The organism is Kitasatospora sp. NPDC088346, from assembly GCF_044740765.1.
Lineage (GTDB): Bacteria > Actinomycetota > Actinomycetes > Streptomycetales > Streptomycetaceae > Kitasatospora.
The window spans coordinates 95,492-117,442 of the sequence record NZ_JBIURH010000004.1; the positions used below are offsets into that span (position 1 = coordinate 95,492).

The following is a 21,951-nucleotide window of genomic DNA, read 5'->3' on the forward strand; positions in this document are numbered from 1 at the left end:
TAAGTGGAGCGACAGTGGAGCAGTTGACTATTGATCATCTTCTGGAGCTTGCGACCGTGACGCTCGGTCTCATGCGGGACCTGGTCCGCGTTTGGGAGCTCAGGCGTACCGCTCGCCACACGACGGCGAAGAACGAGCGCGTCAGCGAGTAAGGGGCTGCAACGGGCGGCGGAGCGGTTTTGGCCGGTGTCCTGTCTGGTCTGGGGCCGGGCATGATCGGGGGGCCGTAAGCTGGCCCGCGATCTCGGGCAGGTCTTGGACCTGGCCGCAATGTGGCCGAGTGGCCCCCCGGTCTTGCCCGGCGCGGGTCCCGGGCCTGGCAGGTGGGTAAAACCGCGGAGCCGCCGGCCCCAGCCACCCTGCTGCCCCGTTCTGACGGTCGCGCCGGGACCGGGCGCCAGCCCGCACGCCCGGCGTCGGCCGCCGCGGACGGGGCAGCGGCGCGCTTGCGCGCCCTTGACCTGGTACAGCTGAATTCGGCAGTGACCCCGGAGAGGTTTCGGGGGTTTGCGGTTACAGCGTGACGCGGACGACTGCGGTGTCGTCGTGGGTTTTGCCGCGGGGCCAGCGCCGGCCTTCGGTGTCGCTCAGCTCGGCGGTCCGGACCTCGCGGATCAGCGCAGCGGGGCCCTGCTCGCGGATCAGCCGCAGGGCCTCGGCCCAGTCGGCGAGTTCGAAGCGGTCGACCAGGCGGGACGCGCCGTCGCTCAGCAGGGTCACCCCGGTGAGGTCGGCCCGGGGCACGCTGCCGGTGAGTGAGGCGTACGCGGCTGCGGGGTCGGCGGCTGCGACCCAGAAGCCCTCGGGCTGGTTGCGGTGGGCCCGCATGGCTTCGACGTAGGCGCGCAGGGCGGTGGCGTGTTCGGCAGTGCCGGCGGTCTCGGCGTCCATGGCTCCGCGCAGGGCCGCACCGACCAGTGCCTCGCGGTCATCGGTGACGGCCACCGGGCCCCGCTCGTCGGTGTGTTCCAGGACGAGGGTGGAGTCGGCCAGGACCAGGTACTCGACGACCTCGTCCGCCAGCCGCACCGCGACGACCGTGGCCGAGGGCGTGCCCGGGTGGCTGAGGTCGCAGGTGTCGACGTGCAGCTCGGCGGTCTGCGCGATCGCGTCGGCGAGGCAGTCGGTCAGCGCCCGGTCCGGCTGGTTGGTCACGGCTGCCAGCAGGCTGACGCCCAGTCGGGAGACGTACCAGGCGACGCCGTGGGTGCAGCCGCAGTCGGATCCGGCCGGGGTGCCGGCACCGTCGAGCAGGACGACGGCGCTCGGGCTGGCGGCGGTGAAGTCCTCGTTGGGACGCTGCGGGTGGGCGGGCTCGGTGGCGATCTCCAGATGCACGGTCTCAGTCTGCCTGGTGACGGTAGAACGGCGACAGCAGACGAACGTTGACGGGCTCGTTGTTCGCCGGGTCGTAGTCCACGTTCACCAGGACGGAGAACCTCTCGGTCCCGACCTGGCGGTAGAGGTCCGCGAGATCATTGACGATCAGGTGGACGACGCCAAGGCTGCCCTGCGGGTGGATCCCGGTAAGGACCATGATCAGGCCCTGGCCGTCCGGGCGAGGGAGCCGGCCGAAATAGGCGACGTCCGAGTTGGTCTTCGGGGTCGAGTCCATGCCAGCGCGGTAGGAGATACCGGACTCGTGGTCGCGGAGCGTCCACGGGCCGTCCTCGGCGCGCTCGAAGCTGATCGACGGGTCCTGGGCGAGGACGTCGGCGACGTGGCTGGAGAGCCGGGGGCCGCAGATGACGATCATGTCCTCGCGGTTGAGGTCGATCTCCCCGCCGATGGGCACGTGCTCGAAGCTCGGGTCCAGCTTGTAGGAGCGGGCGAGGTCGCCGAGGCGCTGGGCCGCGGAGAAGTCCTCGGCGGCCAGGACCGGACGGGAGTTGCCGGCCTCCTGCTTGAGCGGAGTGGCGATGATGAGCCGGGCGTTCCCGAGGAACGCGCCCTCGGGTGCCGGTGCGGACTGCTTGAGCTGGTGGATCCGGCCGCGGGTCAGTCCGGCCTCGGCGGCGATCTGCGCGTACGACATGCCCTGGTCGTGCAGCTCGGAGATCACCCGCTGCCGGAGCCGCGACAGCTCGGTGACCTCCTGCTGAGCCTCGGCCAGCCGCACCGTGGCCGCCCGCAACAGCGCGAACGGATCCCTGATGGCGGCGATCCGCTGCGTCTCTCCCGCCACGTCTCCTCCTGTGTCCGGCCCTGTCAGCGCAGAGTCTAGGGGGATAGACAAGATCAGCAAACGCAGGTGCAGCCCGGCGTGCTGGGGGTGGTCGGTCATCGCGGTTCTCCTGGCGGCTGGTCGGCAGCCGTCACTGTCTAGGGGGCTATACACCCCGTGAAGAGGACTTCTTCGTGCGGATGTGAGGCGTCGCCTCTGTCGGGGATGCTAGCTCGGCCCAAACCGTTCGGGAGTCATCGACCTCGCTGCTGGCTCCCCAGTTGTCGGCGAGCTCGGTCACGATCTTCAGCCCGCGCCCGAAGTCGTCGACCTCCTCGGCGTTGCGGTAGGCCAGCTTCGATCCGGCCGAGCCCTCGTCCGTGACGGCGATCCGGACGAACCCGCGACGCCGCCGGATCTCCACCCAGAACACACCGCCGGCCCCGGACCTGCTGTGCAGGATGGCGTTGGTGACCAGCTCGGAGACGATCAGCTCGGCGTCGTCGACCTGCGGGAGGAAGTCGAGCGCGTCGCGGATCAGCTTTCGCGCACCCCCGACCGACTCCGGTACTCCTGGGAACTGGGCGATCCAAGTCATGGCTGTATCCCCTTCACCTCGCGACGCGTTCGGTCAACTACATTGAGTCAAGCTCGAATCCGAGCTTGAAAGCTCGGGCCTGAGGTTGTCAAGCTGTTGTGACGAAACGTGAGAAGAGGTCCGCGATGGGGGAGTTGGGTCGGCCGGCTTACCTGCGGCTTGCTGATGCACTGCGCGCCGAGATCCTCTCGGGTGCGCGTGAGCCCGGATCGCGGATGCCGAGCATCGCGGACCTGTGCCGTGACCACGGCCTGTCCGAACAGCCGGTCCGCCAGGCACTCCGCGTCCTGGCCGCGGAAGGTCTGGCCGAGGGGCGACCGGGCTCCGGTACCTACGTCCGCCCTCGGCCGGTGCCGGCCCGGATCGCGCGAGGCCGCTACCAGGCCGCCGGGAGCCCGTTCGCAGCCGAGAGCCGGGAACGGGGCGTCGAGCCGTCCTGGACCAACGACTCGCAGAAGACCTACGCGACGACCACGCTGGCCGTCCGACTGGGCATCGCCGAGGGCGCACCCGTGATCCAGTCGCAGTACGTGTTCCTGGCGGACGGCGCACCCGTCCAGCTGTCCACCAGCTGGGAGCCGCTGGCGATGACCGAGGGCAGCGTCGTCGTCCTGCCGGAACTCGGGCCGCTCGCCGGCCGCGGCGTGGTCGAGCGGATGGCGCACATCGGCATCACGGTCACCCGCGTGACCGAGGACGTGACGGCCCGGCCGGTCCTGGAAGCCGAGTCCGGCCCGCTCGGAATCCCGCTCGGGGCAACCGTGCTCGCGATCGAACGCACCCACTGGGCCGGTGAACTCGCGGTCGAAACGGCCGACATCGTGCTCGCAGCCGACAGTTCCCGACTGGCTTACGAGATCGAACTGCCCTGACGCGGCGGCCTTACAGAGTGCCGAAGCCGTCCCAGTAGTCGTCGTGCTCGACCTTGAAGCCCTCCGGGCGCTCGCTGCGGAGGGCCTCGTAGCGCCCCCTGAGAAGGTCGACCCCGTCGTGGAGGCCCACGCCGAACGCCTCCCGGATCTGCATCACGGCTTGGAGCCGCCGACCCTCGAAGATGAGCGGATCCACCTTCGACCAGGGCTGTTCCGTCTGCTGGGGCCGCGCCGTCTCGTCGTGCATGGAGGCACCCTGGCACATCGATGGCTGGGGCGCCGCCGGATATCGACGCGGGCCGGCCTGACGCACCGTCAAGATCTTTGTATATACCCCTAGACACTCGCCACCTCTGCGGCCTACCGTCTTGTCTACCCCCCTCGACAGCTGTCTCGAGGCGGTCGATCCTCGACTGTCTAGGGGGGTGTACAAGGAGTGCTCACATGGCCATCCGTGGCGCGATCCCCGTCCGCTTCGAGGACGTCTTTCCCGCTGGCGCCTTCGCCGTCTCCGTCGAACCGGTCGCCGACTTCGAGGCGAGCAAGAGCGGCGCCAAGGTGCAGGCGCGCGACAAGACGACCGGTCACCCGCTCTGGGTGGTCTCCGTCGTAGACCCCGACCCCGAGGCGCGGGACACCTCGGCCCGGGTGAAGGTCGCCGCCCCGGTGCTGCCGGTCCTGCCGGATGCGGCTCCCGGACTGCCCTTCCGCCCGGTCGAGTTCGACGGCCTGACCGTCACGGCCTACGTGAACAACGGCGGCCGGGTCGCCTACTCGTTCCGGGCCTCCGGCCTCCGCGCACCCGCAGCTGCCCGCTCGGCGGCGAAGTCGGCGGCCTGACCCACCCCGTCCGGGCCCGGCGTCCGACCGCCACCACGGCCGTGCGCCGGGCCGGTGCCCACTCCCTCCGCAACGAGAAAGAGGTGAACCACCCCCATGTCCAAGCCGATCCACCCTCGCTTCAAGGCAGCAGTCCTCCTGCTGGCCGCTGCCTGGCTCGCCTACTCCACCGCCGTCGCCCACCTGGGCCCCCTCGGCGGCGCCTTGGTCCTGACCCTCTGCGCGGCCGGCCCGGTCGTCGCGCTGGTGTACCGGGCGAAGTCGCTGCGCTCGCGGATCCGGCGCGGCTGGCCGGACCTGACCTACGCCCTCGGGCTGTGGCAGCAGGCACCCCTGCCGCGCTTCGACGCCCCGTACGAGTACGTCTGGCCGCGGATAGCGCGCATCCGCCGCCACCCGGGCGGGCTGGACGTCCTGATCGGCCTGCTGCCCGGCCAGGTGCCGGACCAGGTCGCGCAGCACGCGCAGGGCATCGCCCACGCCTGGCGCGTCCACAGGGTCGAGATCACCAGTCCGCGCCGCGGCGTCGTGGTGCTCCGGGCCTGGACGGTCGACCCGCTCGCCGAACCCTTCACCACCGGCCGCACGACACCGACCACCACCCGTCCACCCTTCGCGAAGCGGCTCCGCACCTGGTGGGACCAGCTCGCGACGCTCGCCCGCCGGGCCCGATTTCACCTCCGGACGCTTGCTCGCCGCACTCGCACCGCAGCCGCGTCGGCCTGGGCGGCTTCGGCACTGGAGCTTCCGGGCTCTGGTCGCCGCCTTTCGGCTCTCGCGTCGAGTAGCGCTCCTGGCGGCCGAGTTGGCCGAGGAGATGGCGCTCCGTCCGAACCGGTGGGCCCGTCGGCCGGGTGGGCGTCGGTAGAGATCGGCACCCGCGAGGACGGCTCCCCGTGGCGGCTGCGGCTGCACGGCACGCACGTCCTGGTGGCCGGGGTCACCGGGGCTGGCAAGGGCTCGATCCTCTGGGGCATCGTCCGGGGCCTGCTGCCCGCCGTCGCCGGCGGGCTGGTGCAGATCTGGGCGCTGGACCCCAAGCGGATGGAACTGTCCTTCGGGGTCGGCCTCTTCGCCAAGTACGCCTGCGACCCGGAGCGCATGGTCGACCTCCTGGAGGACGCCGTCGAGCGGATGCAGGAACGGGCCCGGTCCTTCGCCGGCCTCGTCCGCTCACACATCCCGACCCCGGACTCACCGTTCGTCGTGCTCCTGGTCGACGAACTCGCCTTCCTCACCGCCTACCAGTCCGACCGCGACCTGCGGCGCCGCGCCGAGGCGGCCATCGCCACCCTCACCAGCCAGGGCCGCTCGGTCGGATTCTGCCTCGTCGGCGCCCTCCAGGACCCGCGCAAGGAGGTGATGAACCTGCGCAACCTGTTCCCCGACCGCATCGCCCTGCGGATGGACGAAGCAGCGCAGGTCGACATGGTCCTCGGCTCCGGCGCCCGCGACCGCGGCGCGTACGCCGATCTGATCTCGCCCGACCCGCACACCGGGGCCGGTGTCGGCTACGTCCGCAACGAAGGTCAGCCCGAACCGGTCCGCGTCCGCGCCGCCTACGTCCCCGACTCCGAGATCAGCGCGCTCGCCGCGCAGTACGACCCCGACCGCTCCATCTACGTGGTGTCTAGCCCCCTCGACAGCAACCCGGAAGGTGGTGACCGGCCGTGATCCTCTCCGGCTCCCTCGTCCTGCTCCTCGGCGCCCTGATCGTCGTCCTGCTCCGGCACAAGGCCCTCAAGGCAACCGACCTGCTCCTCTGCGGCGCCTTCGGATTCCTCCTCGCCGACACCGGCGCCGCCGCCCTGATCCGCGCCCTGCTCGGCTGGCTGGCCAAGTCCTTCGCCGCCGTCCACCCCTGACCCAACGCGCGACACCCACGACCGGAGGTACCCGCCATGCCCGACGACCGCCTCCCCAGCGCGGCCAACTACCCCGTCCCCGAGCCGGAGACCGGCGACGACCCGCGCTTCACCCGCGGCCTGATCTTCGACATCGCCCGCCGGATCGAGGACGCCGGATACCCGCCCATCAGCGCCGGCCGCGACCTCGTCCGCCTCATGGAGACCCTGTACGCCTTCTGCTACACCGGCGAGAGCCGATGACCGGCACCACCCGCGCCGAACGGGCCAGGATGCCACTGGCCCGGGACGTGCTCCGCACCGTCGCCGAGGAACACGGCGTCTGCGTCCGCCCGGTGGCCGTCCGCCGCACTGACGTCCTCACCGGCCAGACCGAGATCGTCGACATCCCCTGCGGCTCCACCCGCGCCAGCCAGTGCCCGACCTGCGCCGAACGCAAGCGCCGCCTGCGCGCCGTCCAGTGCCGCGAGGGCTGGCACCTCACCGAGGAACCGGCCCTCGACGCCGACCCGGCCACCGACGAACAGCTCTTCCTCACCGAGCTCCGCGCCGACCTGACCAAGGCCCACACCGAGGCCGGCGACCCGGATGCCGAGGACCTGGCCGCCGTCCTCGTCGAGGTCGATGAACAGCTCGCCGACTCCGGCGTCCGCGGCACCCTCGAACCGGCCACCACCGCCCGGCGCGTCCGCTCCACCCGCCGCCGCCAGGACACCCCCGACCTCCCGCGCCGCCCGGTCGAGGCCCGAACCCTCGGCAAGGCTTACGCCGCCCCGGACGGCAAGACCTTCCGGCCCTCCCTCTTCCTCACCCTCACCCTGCCCTCGTACGGCAAGGTCCGCGCCGACGGCACCCCGGTCGACCCGGCGAGCTACGACTACCGCCGCGCCGCCCGGGACGCGCTCCACTTCCCCAAGCTGATCGACCGGTTCGTCCAGAACCTCCGCCGCTTCGTCGGCTTCGACGTCCAGTACTTCGCCGTCGTCGAACCGCAACGCCGCCTCGCCCCGCACCTGCACCTCGCCCTGCGCGGCACCATCTCCCGCGCCGAACTGCGCCAAGTCGTCGCCGCCACCTACCACCAGGTCTGGTGGCCGCCTGCGGACCGGCCCCGCTACACCCCCGACCGGGCTCCCATGTGGGCACCGGAACTCGGCGCCTTCACCGACCCGGCCACCGGCACACCGCTCCCGACCTGGGAGGAAGCCCTCGACGACCTCGACCAGGACCCGGACGCCGAACCGCTGCACGTCGTCCGCTTCGGCCCCCAACTCGACGCGCAAGGCGTCCTCGTCGGCTCCGACCAGGCCGGCCGCTGCATCCGCTACCTCACCAAATACCTGACCAAATCCGTCGCCGAGTGCCACAGCGCCACCACCGCCACCGAGGCCGACCACATCGACCGCCTCACCGCCGAACTCCGCTGGGAACCCTGCTCGCCGACCTGCGCCAACTGGCTCCTCTACGGCATCCAGCCACGCGGCGCCCACCCCGGCCTGCACGCCGGCAACTGCCGCGCCCGCGCCCACAAGCGCGAACACCTCGGCTACGGCGGCCGCCGCGTCCTCGTCTCCCGCAAGTGGTCCGGCAAGACCCTCACCGACCACCGCGCCGAACGCCGAGCCTGGGTCCTCGACGTCCTCGGCGACACCACCACCCGCCCCGACCCCACCCGCTACCTCTGGGCCCTCGTCCGCCCCGGCGACCCCGACGCCACACCCCTCGCCACCCGCCTCCTACGCGCCGTCGCCGAACGCGTCCGCTGGCGCCAAGCCCTCGACCAGGCCCTCGCCAACGCCAAAGGCACTCCCCCGGCTCCCCCAACAGCGCCCGAAAGGAAGGCAGCATGACCACGAGCAGCACCATCATCCAGCGCAAGTGGCACACGACGGCCGAGGTTGCGGCCATGCTCGGCTTCGGCCTCTCGAAGACCAAGATGCTGGTCCTCACCGGCCAGATCCGCTCCGTGAAGATCGGCCGGGACCGGCGCATCCTCCCGGCCTGGGTGGACGAGTACGTCACCCGCTGCACCACCGGCACTGAGGAGTGGGCGGCATGAGCGGCAAGCGCGGCAACGGCGAGGGGTCGATCTACCCCCGGAAGCAGGGCGGCTTCGCGGCGTACGTCTGGGTGACCAAGCCCGACGGCACCCGCGACCGGAAGTACGTCTACGGCAAGACCCGGACCGAGACCCACGAGAAGTGGCTGAAGCTGCACGCCGCAGCCAAGGCCGGCCCGGTGGCCACCAGCGCGCCCACGCTCGGCGGCTACCTCGACTACTGGCTCCGGCAGGTGGTCGACCCGCACCTCAAGCCCAAGACCGCCGAGACGTACGAGATGCACGTTCGCCTGTACATCGCCCCGGGCCTCGGCTCGAAGCGGCTGGACAAGCTGACCGTCCGCGACGTGCGCGAGTGGACGAACAGGATGCTCGACGCCTGCCAGTGCTGCGCCCAGGGCAAGGACGCCGCCCGGCCGGCGGCTCACCACGACCCGAAGCGGCGTCAGAGGTGCTGTGCGGTCGGCCGGTGCTGCGATCAGCGGCTCTCGCACCGCACCGTCCGGGATGCTCGCAACACGCTCCGCTCGGCGCTGACCACGGCCATCTCCGAGGAACTGATCACGAAGAACCTCGCCGCCCTGGTCAAGCTCCGAACGCCCAGGAGGGCCCCTCGCAAGCCCTGGTCCGTCGAGGAGGCCAAGACCTTCCTTGAGTCCGCGCGACGCGACGGAGACCCGTTCTACGCCGCGTACGTGCTGATCCTGGTGCTCGGCCTGCGGCGCGGTGAGGTGCTGGGCCTGACGTGGGGTTCGGTGGACCTGGATGCCGAGCTGCTGACGGTGGAGGCCCAGCTGCAGCGGATCCGGCGTCAGCTCGTCCACGACGAGACCAAGACCGACGCCTCGACCGCGGTCCTCCCCCTGCCGGACATCTGCACCGCGGCGCTGCGCTACCGCCGTCAGGTGCAGGCTTCCGCCAAGCGCGCCGCCGGCGACCTGTGGTCGGGGCTGAGCTTCGTCCTCACCACCCGTACCGGCTCGCCGATCGAACCGCGCAACTTCAACCGGTCGTTCAAGCGGCGGTGCGAGCTGGCCGGCGTCCGCGTGATCCGGCTGCACGACACTCGGCACACCTGCGGGTCGCTCCTCGCCGCGCTGGACGTGCACCCGCGGATCGCTATGCAGATCCTCCGGCACAGCAAGATCGCGGTCACCATGGAGATCTACACCCACGTACCGTCAGAGGCGACCCGTCGCGCGCTCAAGAAGCTCGGGAAGCACATCACCACGCCCGAAGCCCCGGAGCGCCCCGCGTAGTTGCTGTACTTCACTGCTGTACAGACGCTCAAAGGCCCTCCCGGATGATCCCGGAAGGGCCTTTGACATTGGGTGGAGCTGAGGGGATTCGAACCCCTGACCCCCTCGATGCGAACGAGGTGCGCTACCGGACTGCGCCACAGCCCCAACGAGAAAGAACTCTATCACCTCTGCGGGGGCACTCATGACCGCCCCCGAACGGCGACCGCCCCGTCGCGATGGCGGTGGCCTGCGGCGGGGCGGTGGCGGTCATTCGTTGGCTGCCCGGAGGCGGGGCCGGCTCTCGGCCTCGGCCGGTGGCGGGGCGTGCTCGGCGTACTGGTCGAAGAGCGGTGTGTCGCGGGATTCCGCCGCCGTGCGGCCGGAGTCCCAGGTGCCGGGCGAGCCCAGGTCGAGGCTGCGGGTGACCCGGGGCGCGACCGGGGCGGTCACGTAGGTCGGCAGCGGGACGGGGACGGGCTCCCAGGAGTCGGGGCCGGCCGCGCCGCGCTCCCGCATGCCGTCCACCCACTCCTCGTGCTCGGTGGCCTCGGCGACGGCGGTGGTCGCGGACTCCGGCCGGGCACCGTGCGGGCTCCGCTCGGGGTGGGGTTCGTGCCCGCCGGGCTCGGTGGCCAGCCGCAGGTGCGGGCGTCCGGGGTCGGCGGCGTGCGCGGCGTCGTGCCGGTCGGCCCGCTCCGGCTCCTGCGCCGTGCGCTCGCGCTCGCGGGCCCGCAGGCGTTCGGCGGCCTGGGCGGCCCGCGCCCGGTCCAGCTTCACCTCGAAGCGCTGGCGCTCCAGCCGGCGGAGATGGCCGATGTACAGGGTGAGCAGGAGGGCGGGCACCATCGGCACCCAGATGAACGCCACGCCCGCCACGGCCGCCACGACGGCGCCCAGCGCGAAGGCGAGGAAGAGCGCGGTGACCATGCGGCGCCGCCGTGCGAGCAGCCGTGCCCGGCGTTCGGTAGAGGCCGTCCCGTGGGAGCCGGGTCCGTGTCCCTGCCCGTGCCCCGGCGGCACCTCGCGGCGCGCCTCGCCGGACTCCGGGGGCCCGGACTCCGGGGGCGCGGACTCGCCGTGCCCGGACTCGCCACGCCCCGATTCGGTGCGCGCCGAATCGCCGCGCACCGATTCGTCGGACGCGGATTCGCCGCGCGCCGGGCCGGGCGCGGGCTCGGGATCCGACTCGCGCACCCGCCCGGTTTCGGGGTCGGTCTCGGACTCGGCGGACGGGGGCTCGCTCGCCCCGTCGTCCCCGGTCCCGGTCTGGTCACCCAGGGTCCTGGCCGCTCGCCGCTCCAGGGCCGATCGTCCGGCCAGCAGGCGGATCGCGGTGCTGAAGCGTTCCGTCGGACGCGACTCGTTGAGCTCGTCCTGCCTGCGGAGCCACATCGGCACCAGATAGGCAGCCCAGGCCCCTACGATGACCGCGTAGATAAGGCCGCTACTGCTCACGTTTCACACGGTACGGGCGTTGGGGAAGGCCTGGCAGCAATTTGGCGCGGCGTGTCGTGCCGCCAAGCTGATTCTCCGACTATTTTGCTGGTATTTGTGCCGGCTCGGGCCGGGCGCGATGCCATATCGATATCTATTTCGAACATACATTCAATTACCGGGACGGTGGCCACTTCTGAGTGACCGCCAGCGGGTCAGCATCCCTTCCGGGACCTCCTCCACCGTCAGTGCGTACACGAGGTGGTCACGCCAGTCGCCGTCGATGTGGAGGTAGCGCGGCCGGGTGCCCTCCTCCCGGAAACCGAGCTTCTCGACCACGCGCCGGCTCGGCCGGTTCTCGGGCCGGATGCAGACCTCGATGCGGTGCAGACCGAGGGTCCGGAAGCAGTGGTCGACGGCGAGCGCCACGGCGGTCGGCATGATGCCCCGCCCGGCGGCCGTCTCGTCGATCCAGTAGCCGACGTTGGCCGAGCACATCGAGCCCCAGGTGATCCCGCCGACCGTGAGCTGCCCCACCAGCTGGTCCCGGTACAGCACCACGAACGGGAGCATCCGGCCGGCGGCCGCCTCGTTGCGCAGGTAGCGGACCATCTGCCGGTAGGTCGGCCGCGTCCCGGCCGGGGTGCCCGCCGGCGCGGGCGGGACGGTGGCCTCCCAGCGCCGCAGCCAGTCCCGGTTGCGGCGGCTGACCTCCTGCCAGGCGCGCTGGTCCCGGACCCGGATGGGGCGCAGCGTGATGTCGCCCTCCCGCAGTTCGACCGGCCAGCCCGCGTTCAGCTCGTACTCCCCTCGGACGGCCGGGGCCCGGCGGTGGGGGCGGTCCCGGTGGGCCCCGCGGCGGGGGCGGTGTCGGGTCGGGGGTGGTCCCCGCCGGCCAGCTGGTCCACGGCGTGCGGGAGCAGCGGTGCGAGCACGGCCAGGCCGTCCTTGACCCCGCCGGTGGAGCCCGGCAGGTTGACGATCAGGGTACGTCCGGCCAGGCCGGCCAGCCCGCGGGACAGGGCGGAGGTCGGCACCTTCTCGCGCCCGTACGCCCGGACGGCCTCGGGGATGCCGGGAATCGGGCGGTCGATCACCCGGGCGGTCATCTCGGGGGTGAGGTCCATCGGCGAGATGCCGGTGCCGCCGGTGGTGAGCACCACGTCGTAGCCTGCGGCGACGGCGGCGCGCAGTGCGGCCTCGACCGGTTCGCCGTCCGGCACGACCTGCGGACCGTCGGTGGCGAAGCCCATCCGTTCCAGGCCGGCCACCAGCAGCGGGCCGCCGCGGTCCTCGTAGACGCCGGCCGAGGCGCGGTTGGAGACGGTGACGGCGAGGGCCCTCACCGGGCGTCCTGACGGGCCCAGTCGCCGCTCTTGCCGCCGGTCTTGGTGAGGACGCGGACGTCCTCGACGGCGGCGGCCTTGTCGACGGCCTTGACCATGTCGATCACGGTCAGGCCGGCGACCGCGACGGCGGTGAGGGCCTCCATCTCGACGCCGGTGCGGTCGGCGGTGCGCACGGTGGCGGTGATCTCGACGGCCTCGTCGGTGACGGTCAGGTCGACGGTGACACCGGAGATGGCGATCGGGTGGCAGAGCGGGATCAGGTCGGGGGTCCGCTTGGCGCCCATGATCCCGGCGATCCGCGCCACGGCCAGGGCGTCGCCCTTGGGGACGCCCTCGCCTCGCAGCAGTTCGATCACCCGGGCGGAGACCCGGACCCGTCCGGCGGCCACCGCGGTGCGGACGGTGGTGGCCTTCTCCGAGACGTCGACCATCCGGGCTGCGCCGGTGTCGTCGACGTGGGTGAGGCGGTCGCCGCTTGGGTTGTCGGTCACGGGTCACTCCAGGAGCGCGGGTCGAATACCGCGCTACCGTACAACCACATCCGGGCTCGGCCCGCCTCCGGGCGCGTCGGCCCGGTCCGCCGTCCGCCCCGGGGGCGCGGGGCGGCGGGGGCGGCGGGTGTCAGTCGGTCAGGAGGACGACGTCGAGGGTGGTGCCGGCCGGGACGGCGGTGGTGTCCTCCGGGACGGTGATCAGGCAGTTCGCCCGGGCCAGGGCGCCGACCAGGTGCGATCCCTCGCCGCCGACCGGGCTCACCCGGCCGTCGGCGTACCACCCGCGCAGGAACTGCCGGCGGCCGGCCGGGGAGCGCAGGTCGGCGCTGCAGGGCGCGGGCACGACCGGGCGGTGGACGTCGGGGGCGCCGAGCATGGTGCGGATCACCGGGCGGACGAAGAGCTCGAACGAGATGTACGCGCTGACCGGGTTGCCGGGTAGGGCGAGCAGGGGGACGCCGCCGCCGGGGCCGATCCGGCCGAAGCCCTGCGGCTTGCCGGGCTGCATCCGCAGCCGGCGGAAGTCCATCCCGCCGTAGCTCTCGAAGACCTCCTTGACCACGTCGTACGCGCCGACGCTGACGCCGCCGCTGGTGACGATCAGGTCGGCCCGGCCGAGCTGGTCCTCCAGGACGGAGCGCAGCACGGCCGCGTCGTCGGGGACCCCGCCGACCCGGTACGCGATGGCGCCGGCGTCCCGGGCGGCCGCGGTGAGGGTGAAACTGTTGGAGTCGGAGATCCGGCCGGGGCCGACCGGTTCGCCGGGCTGGACGAGCTCGCTGCCGGTGGAGAGCACCACCACGCGCGGCCGGGGGCGGACCCGGACGGTGCCGCGGCCGATCGCGGCGAGCAGGCCGAGCTGGGTCGGGCCGAGCACGGTGCCGGCGTCGAGGACCCGGTCGCCGGTGGCCAGGTCGCTGCCGCGGCGGCGGACGTGGGCCCCCTCGCCGACCGGGCGCAGCACCCGGACCGCCTCGTCCGTGACGGCGGCGGTCATCGCGTCGGCGGCCCGCCCGGTGCCGGTGCCGCCGTCGGTCCATTCGACGGGCGCGACGGCCTCCGCGCCGGGCGGCAGCGGGGCGCCGGTCATGATCCGGGCGGCCTGGCCGGGGCCGACCGCGGGCAGCTCGCCCGCACCGGCGGCGATGTCGCCGACCACGGCGAGCACCGAGGGGTACTCGCCGGTGGCACGGACGGTGTCGGCGGTGCGGACGGCGTACCCGTCCATCGAGCTGTTGTCGAAGGGCGGCAGGTCGACGCCGGAGACGACGTCCTCGGCCAGCCGGCAGCCCTGGGCGTCGAGCAGCTGGAGCTCGATGGCGGGCAGCGGGGCGATGCCGGAGAGCACGTCGGCCAGGTGCTCGTCGACGCTCCAGGTGCGGGGCGCCGCCGGGGCCGGGGGCTCCCCGCAACAGGGGTCGTGCTCGGTCCCGGTCATCGCCTCACGCTCTCTCTCGTACGGTTCAGCCCTGCATCTCGGTGGCGACGAACTCCTTGAGCCAGGAGCGGAACTCCGGGCCGAGGTCCTCCCGCTCGGACGCCAGTCGGACGATAGCGCGCAGGTAGTCGGCGCGGTCGCCGGTGTCGTAGCGGCGGCCCTTGAAGAGCACGCCGTGGACGGGGCCGCCGGTGGAGTCGTCGCGGGCGGCGAGCTCGCGCAGCGCGTCGGTGAGCTGGATCTCGCCGCCGCGGCCGGGCGGCGTGTTGCGCAGCACGTCGAACACGGCCGGGTCCAGGACGTAGCGGCCGATCACGGCGTAGTTGGACGGCGCGTCGTCGGTGTCGGGCTTCTCGACCAGGTCGGTGATCCGGAAGACGTCCTCGCCGAAGCCGTTCGGCTTGACGGCGGCGCAGCCGTAGAGGTGGATCTGGGAGGGGTCGACCTCCATCAACGCGACCACGGATCCGCCGAGTTCCTGCTGGACCTCGATCATGCGGGAGAGCAGCGGGTCGCGCGGGTCGATCAGGTCGTCGCCCAGCAGGACGGCGAACGGCTGGCCCGCCACGTGCTGTTCGGCGACCAGGACGGCGTGGCCGAGGCCCTTGGGGTCGCCCTGGCGGACGTAGTGCATGTTGGCGAGCTGCACGGACTCCTGGACGCGGCGCAGCCGGTCGTGGTCGCCCTTGCGGGTGAGGAGCTCCTCCAGCTCGTACGCGCGGTCGAAGTGGTCCTCCAGCGCACGCTTGTTGCGGCCGGTGACCATCAGTATGTCGGACAGGCCCGCGGCGGAGGCCTCCTCGACGACGTACTGGATCGCGGGCTTGTCAACGACCGGCAGCATCTCCTTGGGAGTCGCCTTGGTCGCCGGCAGGAACCGGGTTCCCAGCCCGGCCGCGGGCACGACGGCCTTGGTGACGGGGGTGCGGGCGTTCGTCTTCGTCATGCGTTGACCTTACTAAGGCGTGCGTGCGCCCAACTGAGAGTGACGTGAACCGACTATGAAACCGTATCCCGGGCCGGCCCCTCGGCGGTGGCGAGGGATGTGCCGGCAGAGGTGCGCGGGGCCCTGCCTGCGCAGGTGGACACACTACCGGGCGCGACGGCCGCCTCCGGAACGGTCAGGTGATGGCTGCGCGGCGGTTGTGCGACCGCGGTGTCGACGGCCGGTGTCCCCCCGTCGTCGGCGGGCGCCGGGGGCCCGCCCGCGGCCTGTTCGGCACCGGGAGCTTCGTGCGCGACCTCCCCGTCCGGGCCGTCGGAGCCGTCGCTTCTGCCGGTTCTGTCGGGGCTGCCGGTCCGGGCGGGGCTGTCGGTCCGGTCGGGGCGGCCGCCGGCGGTCGGGGCCGGCTCGGCGGGCCGCGCGCACTCGACGGCCGGGCGCGGCACGCCGTCGCGCCAGCAGTCGCCGCCGGCATGGCGGGCCTCGCCCAGGGCCCGGTCCGCGGCACGCAGCAGCAGGGCGGCGTGGCCGCCGTCCCGGGGCAGGACGGCGATGCCGATCGCGGCGCTGAGGCCGTTGCCGCCGGCCGGGCGGCGGGGGGCCGGGCCCGCGGGCGACCAGTCGAGCAGCTGGTGGCGGCGGACGGCCCAGCAGAGCCGCTCGGCCACCTGGACGGCGCCCCCGGCCCCGGTGTCGGGGAGGAGGATCAGGAACTCCTCGCCGCCGTACCGGCCCAGGGTGTCGGAGCGGCGGATCTCGATGCTGAGCCGCTGGACGAGGTCCCGCAGGATGGCGTTGCCCCGGCCCCGGCCGTGCTCGGCCACGACCGTCTCGAATCCGGCGATCTCCAGCATCAGCAGCGCCAGCGGGCGGCGGTGGCCCTCGGTCTGCTCGGCCCGGCGGGAGCGCTCGATCTCCTTGTCCAGGGTGAGCTGGAGGTGGCGGTAGTTCCACACCCCGGTGAGGGGGTCGCAGGCCGCGGTGCGCTGGAGCTCGGCGCACTCCTGTTCCAGTTCGGCGACCCGCTGCCGCAGCCCGTCCTCCCGGGCGGCGGTCTCGGTGGTGGTCCGGCGCAGCTTCACCGCGCACCAGCCGGCGGTGGCCAGCGCGGCCGCGCCGATCGGAGCCAGGGCCTGCACCAGGAGCGGGGTGGACATCGGCGGCCTTCCGCGTGTCAGGCTCTGCACACCGAGCCGGTGCCGAGCTGTGGAGATCCCATGACTGCCAATCCTTTGTCCAACGACAAGGCCCCACTGAGGTCACGGCTGCTGGAGCGCAGGCGGGCGCTGACCCCCGCCGAACGGGCCGCCGCGGCCGCGGCGCTGGGGGAGCGCGCCGGCGGGTTGGCGGCCCCGGACTCGACGGTGGCGGCGTACGTGTCGGTGGGCGCGGAGCCGGGCACCGGGCCGCTGCTGGAGGCGCTGCGGGCGCGCCGGGTGCGGGTGCTGCTGCCGGTCCTGCTGCCGGACAACGACCTGGACTGGGCCGAGTACCGGGGCGTCGGGGGCCTGGCCCCGGCCTCGCGCGGCCTGCTGGAACCGACCGGGGAACGGCTCGGCCCGGCCGCGGTGTGCACGGCCGGGCTGGTGCTGCTGCCGGGGCTGGCCGTCGACCGCCGGGGCATCCGGCTCGGGCGCGGCGGCGGGTCGTACGACCGGGTGCTGGCCCGGCTGGCGGCCGCCGGGGCGCGCCCGTACCTGGCCACCCTGCTGTACGACCCGGAGCTGCTGGACGAGGTCCCGGCCGAGCCGCACGACCTGCCGGTGGACGCGGCGGTCACCCCGTCCGGGGTGACCCGCTTCGACCGCTGAGCCGGCCCCGGCAGAGGGGCGGCTCAGCGGGGGGCGGCCGGCGGCTCAGCCCGCGATCAGCGTCATGGTGTGCTTGGTGGACTTGCCGACCGCGTCCGCGGAGAAGGCCCAGGGCAGCAGCTTGCCGTCCACCCAGAGCTGGGTCTGGTCGTTGTAGTTGTCGTGGAAGGCGTGGCCGGAGGCGCCGCCGACGGTGATCCAGCGCGAGGCGTCGAAGTCGCTCAGGTCGACCACCATCCGCATCGACGGGATCCAGTCCACCTGGTACCCGGCGGCCGCGTTCCAGCCGGCCGCGTCGACCGCGGCGGTGCCGCCGGAGATCCGGTACGGACCGCGGTTGAGCAGCCGGTGGACCACGCCCGAGGCGATCGAGGAGTCGTCGCTGCCGAGCGTCTGCTCCTTGAGGGTCAGCGTGTGCAGCCGGCCCCAGCTCCAGGTCTTGATGTCCTTGCCCAGCTGGGCGGTGAGGTCCTGGCGGGCGTCCTTCATGGCCTCGGCGAGCAGGCTCTCCAGGCCGTGCTGGGAACGGTGGTTGGAGTCGATGTAGTCCCACCAGCCGTTGTCGGGCTGGGTGAGCAGCTGGCGGACCACCTCGGTCCACCGGTCGCCGCCGTCCGGCTGGGCGTTGTGGGCCTCGCGGGTGCCGCACTCGGTGACGGCCTGGGTGGTGTTGCCGACGGCGCCCTCGGGCAGCGTGGCGTCGCGCTTCTGCCGGACCAGCAGGCAGTCGCCCTCGGCCCGCAGGCCGGCCGGGAACTTCTGGCCGAAGGCGAGGGTGAGCAGCTGGCGCCAGACGCCGTTGTAGTAGGCGGCGGCGGCCGAGTCGGCGTCCTGGTGGAAGTTCCAGTCCTTGAGCAGGTCCTGGGCCTCGCGGACGTACGGGTCGTCGATCTGCACCTTGAGCAGCAGCGGGACCAGCGTCTGCGCCATCACGCTGGTGTTGTCCAGCTGGATGGACTGCATGTCGTCCGGGGAGATCTTGCCGCCGTTCTTCAGGCGGGAGTCGATCTGGTCGGTGATCTCCTTGGCCCGGGTGCCGTACTCCCAGTCCTTGGTGAGCAGGTACCGGTAGCCGGGGTCGACCACGGCCTGGTTGGCGGTGACGATGTAGCCGGCGGTGGGGTTGAAGCTGTAGGGCAGCGACTTGAAGGGGACGTACTCCTTCTTCCAGCCGTAGGAGGAGTCCCAGCCGGGGACGGGGTAGGTGCCGTCGCCCTTGGTGCGCTGCGGGACCATGCCGGGCGCCTGGTAGCCGATGTTGCCCTTGGTGTCGGCGTAGATCAGGTTCTGCGCGGGGACGGCGAAGTCCTCGGCGGCGCTGCGGAAGTCCGTCCAGCCGGTGGCCCGGTCGAGCTTGAAGACCGCGTCCATGGTGTTGGCGGGGGTCAGGGCAGTCCACTGCAGGGCGACGCCGTAGCCGGCCGCGCGGTCCGGGGCGGCGTTGCCGACCGGGGCGTTCTGGCCGACGTGCTGCTGCTCGGTGCTCTGGTCGGAGATCAGCGGCAGGCCGTCCTGGGTGGTGCGGACGGTGATCGTGCGGTCCTCGCCGCCGGCGACCTTGATGGTCTCCTTGCGGGACTTGAACTTGGCCTCCTTGCCGTCGACCAGATAGGTGTCCGGGCCGGTGACCCGCTCCAGGTAGAGGTCGGTGACGTCGGCGCCGAGGTTGGTGAAGCCCCAGGAGATGTCCTTGTTGTGGCCGATGACCACCCCGGGCATGCCGGCGAACGTGAAGCCCGCCGTGTCGTAGCTGCAGCCCGCGCCGACCGTCCGGCAGTGCAGCCCCATCTGGTACCAGACCGAGGGCATCCCGGGGCCGAGGTGGGGGTCGTTGGCGAGCAGCGGCAGCCCGGTGGTGGTGTGCTTGCCGTCGACGACCCAGGAGTTGGAGCCGATGCCCTGGCCCGGCCGGCCGAGCAGCTGCGGCATCCCGGCGATCTTGGCCGAGACGTCGCCGAGCAGCGCGTCGGTGGCGGCCCGGCTCTGCGCGGTGGCGCCGGCCGGCGAGGCCGGGGCTGCGGTGGAGCCGTCGGCCGGCTTGAAGACGCCGTCGGCGCCGACGGCACCGCCGCCCTTCACGATGGTGCCGTTGCGGGCGTAGGGGTAGTCCGGGTAGAGCTGGGCGATCTTGTCCTGGCCGAAGTCCTGCGCGAGCAGGGCGCGGTCCACCTCCTCCTGGAGGTTGCCGGAGAGGTTCCAGGCCATCGCCTTCAGCCAGGCCACCGAGTCGACCGGGTCCCACTTCTCGGGCTGGTAGTCGCCGTTGACGGCCCCGAGCAGGGAGTACTCCAGCGAGGCGCTCGACCCGCCCCGGTGCTCGTCCAGCCAGGCGTTCACGCCGTCCGTGTAGGCCTGCAGGTTCTTCTTGGTGTCCTCGGAGAGCTTAGTGTCGTACTCCTGCTGCGCGACCTGGCGCCAGCCCATGGTGCGCAGGAAACCGTCGGTCTCGATCTGACTCGAACCGAACATTTCGGACAGTCGGCCGGCGGTGATGTGCCGTCGGACGTCCATCTCCCAGAAGCGGTCCTGGGCCTGGACGTAGCCCTGGGCCCGGAACAGGTCGGCATTGGTGTCGGCGTACAGCTGCGGAATGCCGTTGGCGTCCCGCTTCACGTCGACCGGCGCGGTCATCCCGGCCACCTTCACGGTGCCCTCGACCACGGGGAACGAGGCGTGGACGGTGCGCACCCCCCAGTAGCCGGCACCGGCCACGGCGGCGACCAGCAGCACGGCCAGCACGATCACGATCAGGCGAGCGCGCCGGAACTTCTTCGAGCGGGACATCCGGATCCTTGGCTGGGAGATGACGGCCGTGACAGGTCACCACATTAGGGCGACTCAGGTGGCGGACGAACACGGGGGACGCCCACGGTGGATCAGGGGGACGATACCTGGCGGGGGTGGCCGCGGGACCCGGGCAGGGTGGCTGGTGGGCGACATCAAAGATCAAGTAAAATGTTAGACTGAGTAACGATTCATCGATTCATCAGCTGCCCCCTCACGACACCGAGGTGCTCCTGCGTGACCGTCGACCAGTTGAACCAGTTCCTGCTCGAGTTCTCCGTGATCCTTCTGGTCGCGGTGGTCGCCGTGCGCTTCTCCACCCGTTCCGGCCTTCCCAGCCTGCTGATCTACCTCGGCATCGGTGTCGCCCTCGGCCAGAACGGCCTCGGCATCACCTTCAACAACGCCGAGCTCACCCAGGTCCTCGGCTACGCCGCCCTGGTCGTGATCCTCGCCGAGGGCGGCCTCAAGACCAGCTGGAAGGCGATAAAGCCGGTCATGCCGGCCGCCACCGTGCTCGCCACCTTCGGCGTCGCCGTCAGCGTCTTCGTCACCGCCGCCGGCGCCCACCTGCTGGTCGGCCTGGACTGGCGCAGCTCCATGCTGCTCGGCGCCGTCGTCTCCTCCACCGACGCCGCCGCGGTCTTCTCGGTGCTCCGGATGGTGCCGCTGCCCGAGCGGCTGACCGGCCTGCTGGAGGCCGAGTCCGGCTTCAACGACGCCCCCGTGGTGATCCTGGTCGTCGCCTTCGCCACCGCCGGCGAACCCGACCCCTGGTACGTGATGGTCGGCGTCATCATCGCCGAACTGGCCATCGGCGCGGCCGTCGGCTACGCGGTCGGCCGACTCGGCGCGTACGGCGTCAAGCGCGTCGCGCTGCCCTCCTCCGGCCTCTACCCGATCGCCGTGCTGGCGCTGGTGGTGCTCGCCTACGCGGGCGGCGCGCTGCTGCACGGTTCCGGCTTCCTGGCCGTGTACATCGCCTCGGTGGTGCTCGGGAACAGCAAACTGCCGCACGGCCCGGCCGTCCGCGGCTTCGCCGACGGGCTCGCCTGGATCGGACAGATCGGCATGTTCGTGGTCCTCGGCCTGCTGTGCACCCCCGCCTCGATGAAGTCCGCCGTCGTCCCGGCCCTGGTCATCGGCGCCGTGCTGGTCTTCGTCGCGCGACCGGCCTCGGTGCTGGCCACCATGACCCCGTTCCGGCTCCCCTGGCGCGAGCAGGCCCTGCTCAGCTGGGCCGGACTGCGCGGCGCGGTGCCCATCGTGCTCGCCACCATCCCCCTGGTCGCCGGCGTGCCCCGGGCGCAGGAACTGTTCAACGTCGTCTTCATCCTGGTCGTGGTCTTCACCCTGCTCCAGGGCCCCACCCTGCCGCTGGTGGCCAGGTGGCTGCGGATCGGCGAGGGCTCGCTCGGCCAGGACCTCGGGATCGAGTCCGCGCCGCTGGAGAAGCTCCACGGCCACCTGCTGTCGGTCTCCCTGTCGGCGGAGTCCCGGATCTCCGGCGTCGAGGTCAGCGAGCTCCGGCTGCCCACCGGCGCCGCGGTCACCCTGGTGGTCCGCGACGGCGCGAGCTTCGTGCCCGACCGGGCCACCGTGCTGCGGGCCGGCGACGAACTCCTGGTGGTCACCACCGACGCCGTCAGCGAGGCGGCGGAGCGGCGGCTGCGCGCGGTGGACAAGGGCGGCAAGCTCGCGAACTGGCTGCAGGGCGGTGGCGGGCGGCGGTAGCCGAGGACGGTGTTCCCGCGGGTTCCAGGGGGCCGGGGCGGGCCGGGGCGGGCCGTCGGAATGTGCCGCTGTTCACCTTCCGGGGTCGGGGCCGGGGCGCCGGCACCCGCTACCATGAAGGCTGATACGCATCGAACTGACTGAATCACCCGCAACATCTGCCTGAAGCAGAGTTGGCGCGACCGCTCGGCGGCCGCGGTCCGCAGTGAACTGTGATCTCTGGCCCCGCTTCCACGCCCCGGCCAGCCGGACCCGGTATCTACCCCGGTCGACGCGCGAGAGGACGACTCTCGGCGCCGTCGGGGCTCTCCCTGCCCTGTGTGCG

The 21,951-nt window shown here is 72.4% G+C and carries 22 protein-coding genes and 1 tRNA gene; 10 read left to right on the forward strand and 13 right to left on the reverse strand.

Annotated elements, in window-relative coordinates; genetic code table 11:
- Positions 1–513 precede the first annotated feature (513 nt).
- The 3 genes from ACIOFR_RS08200 to ACIOFR_RS08210 all read right to left on the reverse strand — a co-directional run bounded on the left by ACIOFR_RS08200 (position 514) and on the right by ACIOFR_RS08210 (position 2,762).
- Positions 514–1,338: a protein phosphatase 2C domain-containing protein gene (locus ACIOFR_RS08200; protein ID WP_400993477.1), complete on the reverse strand. Its 825-nt coding sequence runs from the start codon at positions 1,336–1,338 to the stop codon at positions 514–516.
- A 4-nt stretch (positions 1,339–1,342) separates the two neighbouring features.
- A complete protein-coding gene (locus ACIOFR_RS08205; RefSeq protein WP_400993479.1) occupies positions 1,343–2,185 on the reverse strand; it encodes a sigma-70 family RNA polymerase sigma factor in 843 nt (280 codons plus the stop codon).
- A gap of 145 nt (positions 2,186–2,330) precedes the next feature.
- Positions 2,331–2,762 (reverse strand): ATP-binding protein, encoded by a 432-nt coding sequence (locus ACIOFR_RS08210; protein WP_400993481.1) that lies wholly within the window; start codon positions 2,760–2,762, stop codon positions 2,331–2,333.
- A gap of 125 nt (positions 2,763–2,887) precedes the next feature.
- Between ACIOFR_RS08210 and ACIOFR_RS08215 the strand changes: the two genes are divergently transcribed.
- Positions 2,888–3,634, forward strand: coding sequence for a GntR family transcriptional regulator (locus ACIOFR_RS08215; RefSeq protein WP_400993483.1), 747 nt, complete (start codon positions 2,888–2,890; stop codon positions 3,632–3,634).
- Between the two features lie 10 nt (positions 3,635–3,644).
- Here ACIOFR_RS08215 and ACIOFR_RS08220 read toward each other — a convergent pair whose 3' ends face one another.
- Positions 3,645–3,881, reverse strand: a complete 237-nt coding sequence (locus ACIOFR_RS08220; RefSeq protein WP_400993485.1) for a hypothetical protein — start codon at positions 3,879–3,881, stop codon at positions 3,645–3,647.
- A gap of 197 nt (positions 3,882–4,078) precedes the next feature.
- Here ACIOFR_RS08220 and ACIOFR_RS08225 point away from each other — a divergent pair, with 197 nt between their 5' ends.
- The 7 genes from ACIOFR_RS08225 to ACIOFR_RS08255 all read left to right on the forward strand — a co-directional run bounded on the left by ACIOFR_RS08225 (position 4,079) and on the right by ACIOFR_RS08255 (position 9,657).
- Positions 4,079–4,474, forward strand: coding sequence for a plasmid replication, integration and excision activator (locus ACIOFR_RS08225; RefSeq protein WP_400993488.1), 396 nt, complete (start codon positions 4,079–4,081; stop codon positions 4,472–4,474).
- Between the two features lie 96 nt (positions 4,475–4,570).
- Complete coding sequence (locus ACIOFR_RS08230; protein WP_400993490.1) at positions 4,571–6,148, forward strand: FtsK/SpoIIIE domain-containing protein; 1,578 nt, start codon at positions 4,571–4,573, stop codon at positions 6,146–6,148.
- On the forward strand, positions 6,145–6,339 hold the full coding sequence (locus ACIOFR_RS08235) for a hypothetical protein (protein ID WP_400993492.1): 195 nt from the start codon (positions 6,145–6,147) through the stop codon (positions 6,337–6,339). Before ACIOFR_RS08230 ends, ACIOFR_RS08235 begins: the two co-directional genes overlap by 4 nt.
- Before the next feature lie 36 nt (positions 6,340–6,375).
- Positions 6,376–6,582 (forward strand): hypothetical protein, encoded by a 207-nt coding sequence (locus ACIOFR_RS08240; protein ID WP_400993495.1) that lies wholly within the window; start codon positions 6,376–6,378, stop codon positions 6,580–6,582.
- Positions 6,579–8,189 carry a replication initiator gene (locus tag ACIOFR_RS08245; protein WP_400993498.1) on the forward strand — a complete coding sequence of 537 codons (1,611 nt, stop codon included), beginning with the start codon at positions 6,579–6,581 and terminating at the stop codon, positions 8,187–8,189. Before ACIOFR_RS08240 ends, ACIOFR_RS08245 begins: the two co-directional genes overlap by 4 nt.
- Entirely contained in the window at positions 8,186–8,398 is a 213-nt protein-coding gene (locus tag ACIOFR_RS08250; protein WP_400993501.1) for an excisionase family DNA-binding protein, read from the forward strand. The genes ACIOFR_RS08245 and ACIOFR_RS08250 overlap by 4 nt, the downstream gene beginning before the upstream one ends.
- The gene (locus tag ACIOFR_RS08255; RefSeq protein ID WP_400993503.1) at positions 8,395–9,657 is read left to right on the forward strand and encodes a tyrosine-type recombinase/integrase; all 1,263 of its coding nucleotides are present in this window, start codon (positions 8,395–8,397) and stop codon (positions 9,655–9,657) included. The genes ACIOFR_RS08250 and ACIOFR_RS08255 overlap by 4 nt, the downstream gene beginning before the upstream one ends.
- 73 nt (positions 9,658–9,730) lie before the next feature.
- Here the strand turns inward: ACIOFR_RS08255 and ACIOFR_RS08260 are convergent.
- The 8 genes from ACIOFR_RS08260 to ACIOFR_RS08295 form a co-directional block, all read right to left on the reverse strand.
- Positions 9,731–9,804, reverse strand: a tRNA-Ala gene (locus ACIOFR_RS08260).
- Between the two features lie 102 nt (positions 9,805–9,906).
- Positions 9,907–11,094 carry a gephyrin-like molybdotransferase receptor GlpR gene (gene glpR, locus ACIOFR_RS08265; RefSeq protein WP_400993506.1) on the reverse strand — a complete coding sequence of 396 codons (1,188 nt, stop codon included), beginning with the start codon at positions 11,092–11,094 and terminating at the stop codon, positions 9,907–9,909.
- A gap of 150 nt (positions 11,095–11,244) precedes the next feature.
- Positions 11,245–11,871, reverse strand: a complete 627-nt coding sequence (locus tag ACIOFR_RS08270; RefSeq protein ID WP_400993988.1) for a GNAT family N-acetyltransferase — start codon at positions 11,869–11,871, stop codon at positions 11,245–11,247.
- Entirely contained in the window at positions 11,868–12,419 is a 552-nt protein-coding gene (locus ACIOFR_RS08275) for a molybdenum cofactor biosynthesis protein B (protein ID WP_400993508.1), read from the reverse strand. Before ACIOFR_RS08275 ends, ACIOFR_RS08270 begins: the two co-directional genes overlap by 4 nt.
- Positions 12,416–12,853 carry a cyclic pyranopterin monophosphate synthase MoaC gene (gene moaC, locus ACIOFR_RS08280; protein WP_400993990.1) on the reverse strand — a complete coding sequence of 146 codons (438 nt, stop codon included), beginning with the start codon at positions 12,851–12,853 and terminating at the stop codon, positions 12,416–12,418. Before moaC ends, ACIOFR_RS08275 begins: the two co-directional genes overlap by 4 nt.
- A 190-nt stretch (positions 12,854–13,043) precedes the next feature.
- Positions 13,044–14,354 carry a gephyrin-like molybdotransferase Glp gene (gene glp, locus ACIOFR_RS08285; RefSeq protein ID WP_400993511.1) on the reverse strand — a complete coding sequence of 437 codons (1,311 nt, stop codon included), beginning with the start codon at positions 14,352–14,354 and terminating at the stop codon, positions 13,044–13,046.
- A gap of 25 nt (positions 14,355–14,379) precedes the next feature.
- A complete protein-coding gene (gene galU, locus ACIOFR_RS08290) occupies positions 14,380–15,300 on the reverse strand; it encodes a UTP--glucose-1-phosphate uridylyltransferase GalU (RefSeq protein WP_400993513.1) in 921 nt (306 codons plus the stop codon).
- 53 nt (positions 15,301–15,353) lie between these two features.
- Positions 15,354–16,454: a diguanylate cyclase domain-containing protein gene (locus ACIOFR_RS08295; RefSeq protein ID WP_400993515.1), complete on the reverse strand. Its 1,101-nt coding sequence runs from the start codon at positions 16,452–16,454 to the stop codon at positions 15,354–15,356.
- A gap of 60 nt (positions 16,455–16,514) precedes the next feature.
- Between ACIOFR_RS08295 and ACIOFR_RS08300 the strand changes: the two genes are divergently transcribed.
- On the forward strand, positions 16,515–17,108 hold the full coding sequence (locus ACIOFR_RS08300; RefSeq protein WP_400993517.1) for a 5-formyltetrahydrofolate cyclo-ligase: 594 nt from the start codon (positions 16,515–16,517) through the stop codon (positions 17,106–17,108).
- Positions 17,109–17,153: 45 nt separating this feature from the next.
- Here the strand turns inward: ACIOFR_RS08300 and ACIOFR_RS08305 are convergent, their stop codons facing one another.
- Positions 17,154–19,892: a penicillin acylase family protein gene (locus tag ACIOFR_RS08305; protein ID WP_400993519.1), complete on the reverse strand. Its 2,739-nt coding sequence runs from the start codon at positions 19,890–19,892 to the stop codon at positions 17,154–17,156.
- A 237-nt stretch (positions 19,893–20,129) separates the two neighbouring features.
- Here ACIOFR_RS08305 and ACIOFR_RS08310 point away from each other — a divergent pair, with 237 nt between their 5' ends.
- Entirely contained in the window at positions 20,130–21,626 is a 1,497-nt protein-coding gene (locus tag ACIOFR_RS08310) for a potassium/proton antiporter (protein ID WP_400993522.1), read from the forward strand.
- Positions 21,627–21,951: the final 325 nt, after the last annotated feature.

What these genes read in the sequence shown, in the direction of transcription:
- ACIOFR_RS08210 (WP_400993481.1), bottom strand. Translation starts at nt 2,762, where the DNA reads ATGACTTGGATCGCCCAGTTCCCAGGAGTACCGGAGTCGGTCGGGGGT.
- ACIOFR_RS08240 (WP_400993495.1), top strand. Translation starts at nt 6,376, where the DNA reads ATGCCCGACGACCGCCTCCCCAGCGCGGCCAACTACCCCGTCCCCGAG.
- ACIOFR_RS08220 (WP_400993485.1), bottom strand. Translation starts at nt 3,881, where the DNA reads ATGCACGACGAGACGGCGCGGCCCCAGCAGACGGAACAGCCCTGGTCG.
- ACIOFR_RS08230 (WP_400993490.1), top strand. Translation starts at nt 4,571, where the DNA reads ATGTCCAAGCCGATCCACCCTCGCTTCAAGGCAGCAGTCCTCCTGCTG.
- galU (WP_400993513.1), bottom strand. Translation starts at nt 15,300, where the DNA reads ATGACGAAGACGAACGCCCGCACCCCCGTCACCAAGGCCGTCGTGCCC.
- ACIOFR_RS08245 (WP_400993498.1), top strand. Translation starts at nt 6,579, where the DNA reads ATGACCGGCACCACCCGCGCCGAACGGGCCAGGATGCCACTGGCCCGG.
- ACIOFR_RS08300 (WP_400993517.1), top strand. Translation starts at nt 16,515, where the DNA reads ATGACTGCCAATCCTTTGTCCAACGACAAGGCCCCACTGAGGTCACGG.
- ACIOFR_RS08250 (WP_400993501.1), top strand. Translation starts at nt 8,186, where the DNA reads ATGACCACGAGCAGCACCATCATCCAGCGCAAGTGGCACACGACGGCC.
- ACIOFR_RS08295 (WP_400993515.1), bottom strand. Translation starts at nt 16,454, where the DNA reads ATGTCCACCCCGCTCCTGGTGCAGGCCCTGGCTCCGATCGGCGCGGCC.
- ACIOFR_RS08225 (WP_400993488.1), top strand. Translation starts at nt 4,079, where the DNA reads ATGGCCATCCGTGGCGCGATCCCCGTCCGCTTCGAGGACGTCTTTCCC.
- ACIOFR_RS08255 (WP_400993503.1), top strand. Translation starts at nt 8,395, where the DNA reads ATGAGCGGCAAGCGCGGCAACGGCGAGGGGTCGATCTACCCCCGGAAG.
- ACIOFR_RS08305 (WP_400993519.1), bottom strand. Translation starts at nt 19,892, where the DNA reads ATGTCCCGCTCGAAGAAGTTCCGGCGCGCTCGCCTGATCGTGATCGTG.
- glp (WP_400993511.1), bottom strand. Translation starts at nt 14,354, where the DNA reads ATGACCGGGACCGAGCACGACCCCTGTTGCGGGGAGCCCCCGGCCCCG.
- moaC (WP_400993990.1), bottom strand. Translation starts at nt 12,853, where the DNA reads ATGGTCGACGTCTCGGAGAAGGCCACCACCGTCCGCACCGCGGTGGCC.
- ACIOFR_RS08215 (WP_400993483.1), top strand. Translation starts at nt 2,888, where the DNA reads ATGGGGGAGTTGGGTCGGCCGGCTTACCTGCGGCTTGCTGATGCACTG.